Here is a 13,660-nt window from a genome sequence, read left to right as displayed (position 1 = left end):
CCTTCCGCAAAGCACAATGGATCTCCCCGCCGACGCGACGGTCACTGCCGTTCTCGGGCCGACCAACACCGGCAAGACCCATCTCGCCATCGAGCGGATGATCGCTCATGGCTCGGGCACCATCGGCCTGCCGCTCAGGCTTCTTGCCCGCGAAGTCTATCAGAAGGTCTGCGACCGGGTCGGCGCCGGCCATGTCGCGCTGATCACCGGCGAGGAGAAGATCCGGCCGCCGAAAGCCCGCTATTTCGTCTGCACGGTCGAAGCGATGCCGCGCAAGCCGGGCACCGCCTTCGTCGCCATCGACGAGGTGCAGCTTGCCGGCGATCTCGAACGCGGCCATGTCTTCACCGACCGGATTCTGACCGCCCGTGGTTTTCAGGAAACGCTGCTGCTCGGCGCCTCGACCATGCAGGGGGTGCTGCATCAGCTGATCCCCGGCCTCGGTACTCAAACCCGGCCGCGCCTGTCGAACCTTATCTATGCCGGGTCGAAAAAGATCACCCGGCTGCCCCGGCGCTCGGCCATCGTCGCCTTTTCGGCCGAGGAGGTCTATGGGATCGCCGAGCTGATCCGGCGCCAAAGGGGCGGGGCGGCGGTGGTGCTCGGGGCACTGTCGCCGCGCACCCGCAACGCCCAGGTCGCGCTCTATCAATCCGGCGAAGTCGATTACCTCGTCGCGACCGATGCCATCGGCATGGGGCTCAATCTCGACGTCGACCATGTCGCCTTCGCCCAGGACTGGAAGTTCGACGGCTTTCAGTATCGCCAGCTGAGCGCCGCCGAATACGGCCAGATCGCCGGCCGGGCCGGCCGCCATGTGCGCGACGGCACGTTTGGCGTCACCGGTCAGGTCGATCCTCTGCCGGACGAACTGGTCGAGGCGCTGGAGGCCCATGCCTTCGCGCCGGTGAAGGTTATCCAGTGGCGGAGCGGCGATCTGGATTTTGCTTCGCTCGACGCCTTGAAGGACAGCCTGGAGCAACTGCCGCCGAACCCGTCCTTGACCAAGGCGCTGCCGGCGGTCGATCAGCGGGCGCTGGAATTTTTGTCGCGGGTGCCCGAGGTGGCGCAAAAGGCGAAGGGGGCCAAGCGCGTCGAATTGCTGTGGGAGGCCTGCAAGCTTCCCGACTACCGCCGCATCGCGCCCGCCCAGCATGCCGAGATCATCGCCTCGATCTATCACGACATCGTCGAAAACGGCCGGGTCTCTGAAGATTACATGGCCGCCCAGGTCAATCGGGCCGATCGCACCGAGGGCGATCTCGACACGCTGTCGCAGCGGATCGCCGAAATTCGCACCTGGACCTACATTTCCCACCGGCCCGATTGGCTGGCCGATCCGACACACTGGCAGGAAAAGACGCGCGACATCGAGAATCGATTGTCCGACGCCCTCCACGAGCGGTTGACGAAACGATTCGTAGACCGCAGGACAAGCGTCTTGATGAAGCGGCTGAGAGAGAACGCATTCATGGAAGCAGAGATCGCCAGCGACGGTACGGTGTCGGTCGAGGGCCATGCCGTGGGCGAACTGCAGGGTTTCCGCTTCTCCCCCGACACCAAGGCGGAAGGCGCGGACGGCCGGGCCGTGCGCACGGCAGCGCAAAAGGCGCTGGCGGGCGAGTTCGACAAACGTGCCGATCGATTTGCCAATTCGCCGAATGGTGACCTGGCGCTCGGCTCCGACGGGCTGGTGCGCTGGCTCGGCGCGCCGGTGGCGACGCTGACGAGCGGTGAAGATGCGCTGAAGCCGCGCGTCGTGCTGCTCGCCGATGAACAGCTGACCGGCCCGGCGCGCGACATGGTGGCAAGCCGCGTCGAGCGCTTCGTCACCTACCAGGTCTCCACCGTGTTGAAGCCGCTCGCCGATCTGAAGCAAGGTGACGGGCTCGAAGGTGTCGCCCGGGGCCTTGCTTATCGTCTGGTCGAGGAATACGGCATCTTGCAGCGCCGCGACGTTGCCGAAGAGGTGCGTTCGCTCGATCAGGCCGCCCGCGCGGCGCTTCGGCGCTTTGGCGTGCGCTTTGGCGCCTACCACATCTTCGTGCCGACGCTGATCAAGCCCGCGCCTGCCGGCCTTTTGACTCTGCTCTGGGCGATTCAGAACGACGGCCGCGACCGGCCGGGCTTTGGCGACGTCACCCATCTTCTGGCGACCGGCCGCACCTCGTCAGTGGCCGATACAAGCTATGATCCGGTGTTCTACAAACTGGCGGGCTATCGTCTGCTCGGTCGGCGCGCGGTGCGGGTCGACATTCTCGAGCGCCTTGCCGATCTGATCCGCCCGGCGCTCGCCTGGAAGCCCGGCACCGGCAAACGGCCGGAGGGCGGCTATAACGGCTCGCAGTTTTTGGTGACGCCGGCGATGATGTCGATCCTCGGCGCGACTGCCGAAGACATGGAAGAGATCCTGAAAGGGCTCGGCTATCGCCCGCAGGGCATCGAGGCGGACTCGGTCGAGGCGGAATTGAAACGGCTCGATGAGGACGCGGCTCGGCGTGATGCTGCGGAAAAAGCCGAGGCTCAGCGCAAGGCGGCCGAGGCTGCCGCCAGCGCCGCGGCACCGCAGGTTTCTCAGGCCGAGAGCACGAGCACGGCGGTTGCCGGCGACGCTGCGCCGACGTCGAGCGAGAGCACGGGCGAAGCGGTGACAGCGGACGTTGCGCCCGCGTCGGTACCGGTTGCTGAGGCTATGGCGCCGGTTGTGGTTGACGCTTCTGCCGAGCCTCATGGTGATGATAGGCCGACGGCAACGCCGGCTGCCGAGGCGCCGGACACGGCCGAGCGGGTTTCGGCTGAAGGCATCGTGAAGGGCGACGATGTCGCTGCTGATCCCATGGCCCAGCCGGACACGGCTTCGGCCGAGACTGACACCGACACGGCGCCGAAGGCTGACGACACGGCGGCGTCCGCGAGCGAAGCATCGGCGCAGGCCGCGGAGCCAGCCGAGCCACGGCTGATCCAGGTTTGGCGACCCCATCGCGGCGATCGCCATGCGGGTCAGAATCGGCACGGCCGGCGCGGCCGCAAGCCCGATCACGCGGGCCAAGGCGCGTCCGGCGAGAGCGGGGCCGGGGAGGGCAGACGCCGGTTCAACGATGGCGATGGCGAAGGGCGCGGACAGCGTCACGGCAAAGGCGGCGGCAAGGGCAAGCCGCGGCACGGCAAGGATTTTGACGATCGTCCCGATCGCGGGCCAGGTCGCGGTCCCCAGCGCGACAAGCGCGACAAGGGCGATGGCGGCAATCGGCGTGAAAAGGCTCCGCAGCGGATCGATCCCGATTCGCCCTTCGCCAAGCTCGCCGCGCTGAAGGAAAAGCTCGGCCGCTGAGCTGTCGGGCCGACGATCGCGATCGATGGTCGGCACGGCGCAGTGCCTGGAATGAAAGAGTGAGAGCAGCGTCGCAGCCGATTGCGTTCATGGAGCGCGCAGGATGCGACGAGGGGCGTCGGCGATGAGAGCCCGTTCATGAGTGAGACGGACGCGGTCCACCCGGTGGCCGGCGCAGGCAGCCAGCGGGTCGACAAATGGCTGTTCTTTGCCCGGATCGTGAAGTCGCGAACCTTGGCGCAGAAGCTGATCCTGGCAGGTGGTGTCAGGGTCAATCGCGACAAGATCGACAATCCCGCTCGCCAGATCCGGGTCGGCGATACGCTGACCGTTTCCTATGCGCGCTCGGTAAGGCTGCTGGAGGTGCGCCAGCCCGGCACCCGGCGTGGGCCGGCGAGCGAGGCTGCAATGCTCTATCTCGATCGCTCCCCGGCCGCAGCTGCAGACCTGGCGGGCGAGACGGCCGATGCGGCATCGGCGACACCGCCCTATGCAAAGGTGCCTGCGCCGGAAGCGGATGCCGGCCGGCCGTCCAAAAAGGATCGGCGAGCGTTGGTGCGGCTTAAGGGCGGCTTTCCGACTTGAGGCGGGACGGCGGCGCTGTGTCCTGCGCCGATCGGTTCGATCAGCATCATGGTGGAACAACTTTGCCGAAGCGGGGCTCTGGACAGCATGCTTTGCGCTTGCAAGGCGCTAGGTGAGTGGCTAGGTCCACAGGCAAAGGATGCCGCGCGTGTTTTGAACATGGCGCGCGACTGCCGCAGCGCCTTTTGGGGCGACGCGCTGATGAGGATGACCGATGACTTACGTCGTGACCGACAACTGCATTCGCTGCAAATATATGGACTGCGTCGAAGTCTGTCCGGTCGATTGCTTCTATGAAGGCGAGAATATGCTCGTCATTCATCCCGACGAATGCATCGATTGCGGCGTTTGCGAGCCAGAGTGCCCGGCCGAGGCGATCAGCCCCGATACCGAGCCTGGTCTCGACAAGTGGCTGACGCTCAATGCCGAATATGCCGCCAAGTGGCCCAACATCACGATCAAGCGCGATACGCCCGCCGATGCCGAAGAATTCGACGGCGAGGAGGGCAAACTGGAGAAATATTTCTCGGCCGAAGCTGGCCAGGGCGACTGATCTATCGCCGATACGCATGCCGGCTGCGTGCCTCGCGCATGGCTCGCCTGCCGGCATCAGAATCGAAAAGCGGTTGCCGTAGCATTGGTCTGTCGCGCGACCTTGGACATCCGCCCTGACGTTATTCTCAGCCTGACGCCGTCTTCGCATTGGCAAAGCTCTGCCATGCGGTGACTGCTCGAATCTTTTATTTCCTTATGGTGAAGACCGTTCCAGCGCGCTCGGACGGATCGTTCACAAATGGGACAATTCGGGCGCTGCGTTGCACAATTGCGGCATACCCCCGTAATTCTTGAATTTTCCGGTGGAATATTGTATGGTCGTGCCCACAGTCGGGTGCCACGGCACTGCAACATCCGCTGCCGACCATGGCATCGGATGGCTATCCGAAAGGGCGTCTCCCCCTCAGCAGCCATGTCGGCGGTTCTCCCAGCGAACCGGATTGTTTCATGCCGCTTGCCAAGAGGTCAGGTCGACGTCCCGGCGCCTCGCGACTGCGATCTGTCGATCCTTCTTCAGGGTCGTCGCAAATCGGTGGCATGTGAGCCACCGCCCGTGTCTAGCGGCTGTTTCGGCCCGGCACAACAGGGAGTTAGAAAAAGCGTATGAGCAGTCAGAAGAAGGCAACGGTCAGTCAGGGTTTCAAGACCGGCGAGAGCATCGTCTACCCCGCGCACGGCGTTGGTCAGATCGTCGCGATCGAAGAGCAGGTTGTCGCGGGAATGACGCTCGAACTCTTCGTCATCGACTTCGAAAAAGACAAGATGCGTCTGAAAGTGCCCGTTGCCAAGGCGAAGTCCGTCGGCATGCGCAAGCTGTCCGAGACCGATTTCGTCGATCGTGCGCTGAAGGTGGTTCAGGGCCGGGCCCGCGTGAAGAAGACCATGTGGAGCCGCCGGGCGCAGGAATACGACGCGAAGATCAATTCCGGTGATCTGATCCAGATTGCCGAGGTGGTGCGCGATCTCTACCGCGCCGAAAGCCAGCCGGAGCAGTCCTATTCCGAGCGTCAGCTCTATGAGGCCGCGCTCGGTCGCATGGCGCGCGAGTTGGCCGCCGTCAACGAAGTGTCGGAGACCGAGGCGGTCCGTCTGATCGAGGTCAACCTCAACAAGGGTCCGAAGCGGGGCCCGAAGGGCGCAGCCGAGACCGAGGTCGAGGCCGACGATGCCGACGAGGAGCAGGAAGAGGCTGCCTGAGGCGGTCGCAGCCGCAAAGCTGCGGATCACGACGGCACAGCTCCCCGACGGGTCGGCGCGTCCTTGAGCGCGGAGTGCGTTCCATAGGGTGTGCAACGAACGCGCGCTTTGATTGAGTCCCCGGCCCGGGCTTTGCCGAAAGTCGCTTTCGATGTTCGGGCCGATGCGGTCGCGATCTGAAAATCAAGGACCGGCCATTTTTCGAATGGCCGGTCTTTTTTTTGCCGTCGGGCAGTGTTACAAAATTCGAAGAAAGCGTTATCACCATGAAACGCTTGTCTTTTTCTGCCCTCCCCTACCTATGGCCAAAAAGTTTGCCCTTTTGGGAACGTTTGCGCTCGCGCTGCGTTCTCGAAGAACCCGGAGCGTGTGTTACGCGCACGCCAGAGGCACCAAAAGCCGTTCTGATCGACCGGAGGGTCCTATGAAGTCACAGTCTGCTCGTCGCACCATGATCCGCGCTGCCATGGCCGCCCCTTATCTCCAGCGGGAGGAAGAATACGAACTGGCGGTTCGGTGGAAGGAACAGGGTGATCAAGAGGCCCTTCATAAGATCACCTCGGCCCATATGCGTCTGGTGATTTCGATGGCTTCGAAATTCCGTCACTTCGGCCTGCCGATGAGCGACTTGATTCAGGAGGGCCATGTCGGTCTGCTGGAAGCCGCCGCGCGCTTTGAGCCGGAGCGGGAGGTGCGCTTCTCGACCTACGCCACCTGGTGGATCCGGGCCTCGATCCAAGACTATATCCTGCGCAACTGGTCGATCGTGCGCGGCGGAACGTCTTCGGCGCAAAAAGCACTGTTCTTCAATCTTCGTCGGCTGCGCGCCCGGCTGAGCCAAGGTTCCGAGAGCCTCTCCAGCACCGATATGTATCGCGAGATCGCCACCGCTCTGAAAGTCTCCGAGGGCGACGTGGCGTTGATGGATTCGCGCCTTTCTGGCCCCGATTCCTCCCTCAACGCACCGTTGATCGAAGACGAGTCGGGTAGCGCCGACCGCCAGGACTTTCTGGTGTCCGATGCGCCGCTGCCGGATGACATCGTCTCCAGCTCGATCGATGACGAGCGTCGGGTGACTTGGCTGAACAGCGCCCTTGGCGTGCTCTCTGAGCGCGAGTTGAAGATCATCCGCGAGCGGCGTCTGCAGGACGATGGCGCGACGCTGGAGGCGCTGGGCCTAAAGCTCGGCATTTCCAAGGAGCGCGTGCGCCAGATCGAGACCCGTGCGCTGGAAAAGCTGCGCGTGGCGCTGCTTGAGACCAACGGCGATCGCGCCGCTTACGTGAGCTGAGCGACGGCGATCCGATCGGTCTCAGCCTGCGACCGAGGCGATGGCTGACCCAGTCGTTCGGCTTGGCCGTACTCCGTTGCCGTTCGAATTATGAAATGTCGACTTGTTAGAGAAAAAAGGGCGTTCGTGACCGAACGCCCTTTTTTCGTTTATCGGAGTCAGCAGGCGTTTGAGCGCCTCAATGGGCGGGACGTGGCGTCGGTATGGCCACGTTTCCCGCCGTTGCCGCCGCAGGTGCCTTCGCCGGATCTTCCGCTTGCTTCGGCAGCGGGGCCTCCCAGGTCTTGATGGTGTGGGTCGTCGGCGTCGTCGCGGCGCTCAGATAGCTCTCATGGCCGGGCAGGCCCCAGGGGTAGAGCGCGTCGCGTTTCGCTTCATAGGCATCCGCCGATTTGGTGCAGAGCTTGACCCGCAGATCCTCCGGCTGTTCGGTGAGATTGTTCCCCAATTGCTCCAGCTTTTCGCCGGTGGGCTTCAAGGCCCCCGAAAAGGCATCGGTCAGGAACTTCGCCGCGCGTTCGGCGCGCTCGCGTTCGGTCGTCGCGCCAAGCAGCACGACCATGACCCGGCGCCCGCCGCGCTGCGCGATGCCGACGAAATTGCGGCCCGAGGCGCAGAGAAAGCCGGTTTTCATGCCGACCGCGCCGGGAAAGCGGGTGAGTAAGTCGTTGAAGGAATCGACCGCCTTCCCGTCGACGATGACGCGCGCCGTCGCGAAGATCGGGTGATATTGCGGAAAGCGCTGATAGACCGTGTTCGCAAGAATCGCGAGATCCCGCGCCGAGACGTGTTGGGACGGATCAAACAGGCCGTTGGCATTGGCAAAATGCGTCGCCGTCAGTCCGAGGCGACGGGCTTCTAGGTTCATCCGCTCGACGAATTTCGCTTCGCTGCCGGCGACCGCCTGCGACAGCGCGATCGCGACGTCGTTGGCCGATGCCGCGAAGGCGGCATAAAGCGCGTCTTCGAGCCGCATCGCGCGGCCAATCTTGAGGCCGGCGTGCAGCGACTTCTGCTTCATCGCCAGCGGCGACATCACCACCGGCGTGTCCAGCGTCACCTCGCCCTTCTGCAGCGCCTCGAAGGTGACGAGAGCGGTCATCAGCTTGGTGGTCGAGGCCGGATACCAGGGGTGACCCGCATCATCGGCGTAAAGGACGTCCTGCGTCCCCATGTCAACGACGAGGGCGGGTGTCGCGGCCGCGGGGCTTGCGGCCAAAAGCGGCGCGCTGACAAGCGTTGCGGCGAGCGAGATGATCAGCCGCCAGGAGCGGCGGGATGCCGAAGCGGCGAATGGCGTGCATTGGGCGGGCATGGAGACGGATAACGGCCTAGCGGGAGGTTGCGGGGAGCAGAGCAATCGGTGGCTCAGGCCCAGAAGCGAGCACGGCAAGGACCGAAGCCGAGATTTGCGGCGAAAACGCGTCGCATCCAGTGGTGGAATACCGTCGAGCGATTGCGTCGCCGGCCTACTCCGCAACAATCTTATAGCGTTCGCCGGCCTTGACCGCGTCGTCCGGTCCCAGTTCGTTGAGCAGCCGGAACATATCTTCCTTATTCTCGATCCCAATCATCTTCGCCGAAATCGTCTCGGTGGTGTCGCCGGGCCGGGCCTGAACGATGCGAATGCGCAGCGGCTTCAGCGCCGCCTGCTCTTCCGTGGACAGCTGATGGAAGCTGTCGGCGACCGATGCGGCCATCGCATTGGCGTCGAGGGTCGAGGTGCTCGGGACCGCCGTCAGGAAACGATAGACCTGCCCACCGAGACGGATGACCGTCACGTCGAAGGTGTAATCGCCGCCGCGGGCCGTGGCCGAGACCGCTTCCAGGCCATGAATGCGCTTTTCGCGCACGCTGTTCGGCTCAAGCCCGCCGATCCAACCGGACTTGACGTAGTCGACCAGGCTGCGGTTCTCCGGCAGGGCAACGCCGTCGAAGCGGATCGCCGTGTCGCCGGGGCCGGTCGCGAGCACCGCCTCGGCGGTGTTGTCGAGGGAAAAGCCCTCGGGCACGGTGAAGGCGATTCCGAGGCCCGGATGCAGGAAGGTGCGGCCGCGCACATAGCCCTCGACCGCCGAGTCGCCGAACAGCATGCCGTCGATGCCGGCGAGATAGCGATCACGGTCGCGCACGCCGGGGGAGCTTGCGCTCAGCGCGTGGGCAATCTTGTCGGCGCGCTTGATGCGTTCGGGCGCCGAGGGATGGGTCGCAAGGAAGTCGAGATTGGGATTTTTCGCCTGAAAGGCGTTGCGCATCCGCGAATAGGCATCCATCGCCTGCAGGAAACGCTCGGCGGCAAACGGATCGTAGCCGGCGCGGGCGATGTGATGGATGCCGAGATTGTCGGCCTGGAACTCCTGCTCGCGGGAGAAGCGGGCGAGGTTCAGTTTGCCCTTGGCAAGGGCGATTTGGCCGGCGGATTCGTTGTCCAGAACTTCGGAGACGACACGGCTCGCGAGCTCTGCCGCCTGTTCGCGCTGCTGGCGCTGAATGCCGTGATTGGCGGTGATGTGACCCATCTCGTGGCCGATCACCGCGGCCACTTCTGACGAATCATTGGCGAGCGCCAATAGGCCGCGGGTGACGTAGATGTAGCCGCCAGGCAATGCAAAGGCATTGATGTTCGGCGAGTTGAGAATGGTGATGCGGTAAGCGCGGTTCGGATCGTCGGTCGCGGCCGCCAGCTTGCCGACGATGCCGGCGATGGTCTGCTCCAGCTTCGGGTCGGAATAGGCGCCGCCATAGGCCGCGAGGATTTTGGGATGCTGGCTCTTGCCAATCACCGACTGCGGGTCGTCAGCCTGCGCCGTCTCGAAGGTAATCGGCTGACGCGTCGAGGCGTAATTCGTCTGGATGCTGTTCGACTGGGCGTCGGCCGAAAGACTGTCGAGCCCGGCGCTGATCGTCGTGCAGCCACTGGCCATCGTCAGTGCGGCCAAGGCCACGCCGCGCAACGACCACCGCAATCCCGACTGCGATTTTGAAGTGCCCAGAGCTGATGCCATCGACGCGATTGACGCCCCACCCGTCCTGACCGCGACTGTCAATTTGCCGCTGCAAAGTTACGAATACACCAATTGATGTCTGTCATGGAATGCCGAGCAGACAACAAAGCCGATGCTTCTGAGGAAACGGACCCCCTCCAATCCCTCCAATCGCCAGTAAACATGAATTTCGCCGGAAATGCGTCACACATTTTTTGTCCGCATGCCAAGATAATGTGAGATTCGCGGATCAGCCGCTCCGGAAAGCATGGCCGTTGTCGGGCCGATCGCCGCGATGCTGCCGGCTTCCAGATAGGCCACACGATCGGCATTGGCAGTGGCATCCTCCGGGTGATGGGTGACCATCACCACCGTCGCCGGCTGCGCGCCGTTTCGCTGCCGCAGCGCCGCCAAAAGATCAAGCATGTCGGAACGCAGTGCCGGGCCGAGGGCGGCAAAGGGTTCGTCGAGCAAAATCAACGGACGCTCGCGCAGGAAGGCTCTAGCGAGCGCGACGCGTTGGCGTTCGCCGCCGGACATCTGGCGGGGGAGGCGGGCGGCGTAGCCTTCCAGGCCAACAGCGGCAAGCGCCGCCTCCACCGCGCGGCGCTGCTCGCGGGAGACCCGCAAGCGGGGCGTGATGCCAAGTGCGACGTTGCGGAAGGCGTCGAGATGGGCGAACAGATTGTTGTCCTGAAACACCATCGACAATGGCCGCTCGGCCGGAGAGAGCGCGGTCACGTCGATGCCGGCAATAAGGATGCGGCCGCGTTCGGGCGCCAGAAACCCGGCAGCAAGATCGAGCAGCGTCGATTTCCCGGCGCCGCTTGGCCCGATCAAGGCCAGCCATTCGCCGGCCTTGACCGTCAGATCGAAGTGCATTGCCGTGCCGCCATGGGCGAATTCGACTCCGTCGACCACCAGGGCATCCGGTGCGAAGGCAGCGTTGGTTTGGGTCACGCTGTCCTCTCCCGAGAGCCGGTGAAGCCGCGCTCGACGGTCGCCATGAGGGCGACGGTGATCGCGCCGAGAATGAGCGCCAGGCCGGCCGCATCGGCGGTGCGGTAGCTGCCCATGCGCTGCAGCAGCAGATAGGGCAGGGTGGAAAAATCGTTCGAGCCGAACAGCGCGATCGCGCCGAGATCGCCAAAGGAGAGGGCGGCGGCAAAGGCGAAGGCAAGCGCCAGGGGCTGACGCATCGCTGGAAAGTCGACGAAGGCGAGCCGCGCCAGTCCGGTGAGGCCGAGGCTTTCGGCCAACCGGCCATTGTGCGTCTGGGCTTCCGCCAGCGCCGGGCCGACGATCCGCACGATGAACGGCATCGCCATGACGGCATTGATCGCCACCACGACATAAGGCGCGGCGGCGAGCACGTTGGTCACCTGGCGCAGCAGCAGAAACCAGCCGGCGCCGATGATCACCGGCGAGACGACGAGCACGAGACTGGTCGCGGTTTCAAGGCCGATCCGGGTGGCACGGCGGCCGGCACTGTCCCGTCCCGCCGGTCGCAGCGCCTCGATCGCCATCAGGACGAGGATGGAAACGACAAGCGACAGCGTGGCGGCGGCGAGCGAAACCGCAAGGCTCGTCAGTGCCGCTCGCCGGACCGCGACTTCGGTGACAAGCCGTGCAAGATCGGCGGCGAGCCCGGAGACGAGAATGGCGACGAAGGGGCTGGCGACAAACAGCGTGCCGATCACGACGATTAGCCCGTCCAGCGCGGCGCGCGTCGGGCTCGGCGAATCGAAGCGTCGCGCCTTGGCGCCGAAGCCGAAACCGCCCATCGGATCCCGGCCGAGCCGGAGCGCGGCGATGAGGACGAGAGTTGTCAGCGCGATCTGGATCACCGACAGGCCGATCGCCCGGCCCGGATCGAAGTCGTAGCGCAGGGCCTGATAGACCGCGATTTCCAGCGTCGTGGCGGCCGGTCCGCCGCCGAGCACCAGGACGATGGTGAAGCTGGTAATGCAAAGCATGAAGATCAGCGCCGCGGCGCCCGGCAGAACCCGCCGCAGCGCCGGCCATTCGATCAGCCGGAAGACGGCGAGCGGCGAAAGCGCCAGCTGGCCGGCGAGCTTCCAGCTTTCCGCCGGCACCCGGTCGAGCCCGGCGACGACCAGCCGGGCGGCAAGAGGCATGTTGAAGAACACGTGGGCGATCAGGATGCCGGTCAGGCCGTAGACGTCGAGGCGCGGCAGGCCGAGGGCGGCCAGGCCGCGCGAGACGAGGCCGTTTTGGCCCCAGATGGTGATCACCGCCAGCGCGCCGACCAGCACCGGCAGCGCCTGCGGCAGCAGGAACAGCCGCATGATCAGCCGCTTGCCCGAAATTCGGCTGCGATGCAGGGCGAGCGAAAAGGGGATCGCGAGGATGATCGACAGCGCGGTCGACAGGCCTGCCTGCAGCAGGGTGAAGCCGAGGATCGCGCGGATGTAGGGATCGTGGAGAAGCGCCGCGAGATCCGGTACCGCGCCGCCGACCGTCGACAGCGCCGCGACGCCGCCGATGAGAAAGCCAAGGGCGAGAAGCGCGGCGGCGATGCCGAGGCCGATCCGGATGCGGCGGTCGGTGCGGGTGGTCATCAAATCATCGCGCCGCAGGGTTGACGGCGCGGATCGCCGTCGGCCGCCCTCGCTCCGCGATCATCGGGCGCCGACGGCCTGCAGCCATTCGTCGGTCCAGGCGCGGCGGTTCTTGGCGACCGTGTCGGCATCGATCAGCAGCGGCTTGTCGACCTTCACGAGATGCGAGAATTCGTCCGGCAGCGTGACGTCGTCGCGCACCGGCAGCGTCCAGTTGGTGGTCGGCAGGATCGCCTGGGCCTTCCGGCTGATCACAAAGGCGAGGAACTTTTTCGCCAGCTCCGGATGCTTGCTGCCCTTCAGCGCGGCGGCGACCTCGATCTGCAGATACTGGCCCTCGGCAAAGCCGGCCGCCTGATAGCGATCGGTCTTTTCCTCGACCTCGTGATAGGCGGGCGAGGTCGTGTAGCTCAGCACCATCGGCACTTCGCCCTTGGTGAACAGGCCGTAGGCCTCGCTCCAGCCCGGGGTGACGGTGAGGATGCGCGGCTTCAGCGCCGTCCACTTCTCAGCCGCCTGATCGCCATAGACCGCCTTCATCCAGAGCAACAGGCCGAGGCCCGGCGTCGAGGTGCGCGGATCCTCGATGGCGAGCTTTTGGGCGGGATCGCCGGCAATCAGATCCGCCAGGCTCTTCGGCGGCGTCTTCACGGTTTTCGTATCGTAAACGACGGCGAGATAGGCATAATCATAGGGGACGAAGACCGGATCGGAAAAGCCGGTCGGGACCGTCAGCGCCGCGGTGTCGACGCCGCTCTTGGCGAAGAGGCCGGTCGCCTTGGCTTCCGGAATGAGATCGGTGGTCAGCCCAAGGGCGACATCCGCCTTGGTCGAGGGACCCTCCAGCTTCAGCCGGTTGAGGATCGAGACGCCGTCTTCGAGGCCGACGAAGTCCAGGGTGCAGTCGCAGGTCGCCTCGAAATCCGCCTTCAGCTTCGGCCCTGGGCCCCAATCGGCCGAGAAACTGTCATAGGTGTAGACGGTGAGGGTCGGCTTGCCGCTGTCGGCGGCGCTTGCTGCCGCGCTCGAAAGGACAAGGGCGGTGAGACACGCCAGCGCGCCGGCAAGGGCGGTGCGAATGGCAGATCGGCTGGCAGACATCGGCGGCACTTTCATCTCGCCGACGGATGTCATG

At 64.8% G+C, this 13,660-nt stretch carries 10 protein-coding genes; 5 read left to right on the top strand and 5 right to left on the bottom strand.

The genetic code is table 11. The features are described from left to right. Positions 1-16: 16 nt before the first annotated feature. From J1C48_RS16165 to J1C48_RS16145, 5 genes are all read left to right on the top strand, one after another. The gene (locus J1C48_RS16165; protein WP_231081848.1) at positions 17-3,331 is read left to right on the top strand and encodes a helicase-related protein; all 3,315 of its coding nucleotides are present in this window, start codon (positions 17-19) and stop codon (positions 3,329-3,331) included. 138 nt (positions 3,332-3,469) lie between these two features. Then, positions 3,470-3,916, top strand: a complete 447-nt coding sequence (locus J1C48_RS16160; RefSeq protein ID WP_207259034.1) for an RNA-binding S4 domain-containing protein — start codon at positions 3,470-3,472, stop codon at positions 3,914-3,916. 214 nt (positions 3,917-4,130) lie between these two features. Then, the gene (gene fdxA / locus J1C48_RS16155; RefSeq protein ID WP_207259033.1) at positions 4,131-4,469 is read left to right on the top strand and encodes a ferredoxin FdxA; all 339 of its coding nucleotides are present in this window, start codon (positions 4,131-4,133) and stop codon (positions 4,467-4,469) included. A gap of 605 nt (positions 4,470-5,074) precedes the next feature. After that, a complete protein-coding gene (locus J1C48_RS16150) occupies positions 5,075-5,668 on the top strand; it encodes a CarD family transcriptional regulator (RefSeq protein ID WP_207259032.1) in 594 nt (197 codons plus the stop codon). 424 nt (positions 5,669-6,092) lie between these two features. Continuing rightward, positions 6,093-6,959: an RNA polymerase factor sigma-32 gene (locus J1C48_RS16145; RefSeq protein ID WP_207259090.1), complete on the top strand. Its 867-nt coding sequence runs from the start codon at positions 6,093-6,095 to the stop codon at positions 6,957-6,959. Between the two features lie 178 nt (positions 6,960-7,137). On the opposite strand, the gene J1C48_RS16140 is transcribed toward J1C48_RS16145, so the two are convergent. The 5 genes from J1C48_RS16140 to thiB form a co-directional block, all read right to left on the bottom strand. Continuing rightward, positions 7,138-8,274: a D-alanyl-D-alanine carboxypeptidase family protein gene (locus J1C48_RS16140; RefSeq protein ID WP_207259031.1), complete on the bottom strand. Its 1,137-nt coding sequence runs from the start codon at positions 8,272-8,274 to the stop codon at positions 7,138-7,140. 154 nt (positions 8,275-8,428) lie between these two features. Beyond that, a complete protein-coding gene (locus J1C48_RS16135) occupies positions 8,429-9,904 on the bottom strand; it encodes a M48 family metalloprotease (RefSeq protein ID WP_343217706.1) in 1,476 nt (491 codons plus the stop codon). 243 nt (positions 9,905-10,147) lie between these two features. Next, positions 10,148-10,825, bottom strand: a complete 678-nt coding sequence (locus J1C48_RS16130; protein WP_207259089.1) for a thiamine ABC transporter ATP-binding protein — start codon at positions 10,823-10,825, stop codon at positions 10,148-10,150. A 74-nt stretch (positions 10,826-10,899) separates the two neighbouring features. Next, a complete protein-coding gene (locus J1C48_RS16125; protein ID WP_207259029.1) occupies positions 10,900-12,525 on the bottom strand; it encodes a thiamine/thiamine pyrophosphate ABC transporter permease ThiP in 1,626 nt (541 codons plus the stop codon). Between the two features lie 60 nt (positions 12,526-12,585). Beyond that, positions 12,586-13,626, bottom strand: coding sequence for a thiamine ABC transporter substrate binding subunit (gene thiB, locus J1C48_RS16120; protein WP_207259028.1), 1,041 nt, complete (start codon positions 13,624-13,626; stop codon positions 12,586-12,588). Positions 13,627-13,660 lie beyond the last annotated feature (34 nt).

Source organism: Jiella flava (assembly GCF_017349315.1).
GTDB lineage: Bacteria > Pseudomonadota > Alphaproteobacteria > Rhizobiales > Rhizobiaceae > Jiella > Jiella flava.
This window is presented reverse-complemented; position numbering and strand designations above follow the sequence as displayed.

Coding starts and splice junctions, on each gene's coding strand:
- J1C48_RS16145 (WP_207259090.1), top strand. CDS start 6,093: ATGAAGTCACAGTCTGCTCGTCGCACCATGATCCGCGCTGCCATGGCC.
- J1C48_RS16125 (WP_207259029.1), bottom strand. CDS start 12,525: ATGACCACCCGCACCGACCGCCGCATCCGGATCGGCCTCGGCATCGCC.
- J1C48_RS16130 (WP_207259089.1), bottom strand. CDS start 10,825: ATGCACTTCGATCTGACGGTCAAGGCCGGCGAATGGCTGGCCTTGATC.
- J1C48_RS16150 (WP_207259032.1), top strand. CDS start 5,075: ATGAGCAGTCAGAAGAAGGCAACGGTCAGTCAGGGTTTCAAGACCGGC.
- J1C48_RS16140 (WP_207259031.1), bottom strand. CDS start 8,274: ATGCCCGCCCAATGCACGCCATTCGCCGCTTCGGCATCCCGCCGCTCC.
- J1C48_RS16160 (WP_207259034.1), top strand. CDS start 3,470: ATGAGTGAGACGGACGCGGTCCACCCGGTGGCCGGCGCAGGCAGCCAG.
- thiB (WP_207259028.1), bottom strand. CDS start 13,626: ATGTCTGCCAGCCGATCTGCCATTCGCACCGCCCTTGCCGGCGCGCTG.
- J1C48_RS16165 (WP_231081848.1), top strand. CDS start 17: ATGGATCTCCCCGCCGACGCGACGGTCACTGCCGTTCTCGGGCCGACC.
- fdxA (WP_207259033.1), top strand. CDS start 4,131: ATGACTTACGTCGTGACCGACAACTGCATTCGCTGCAAATATATGGAC.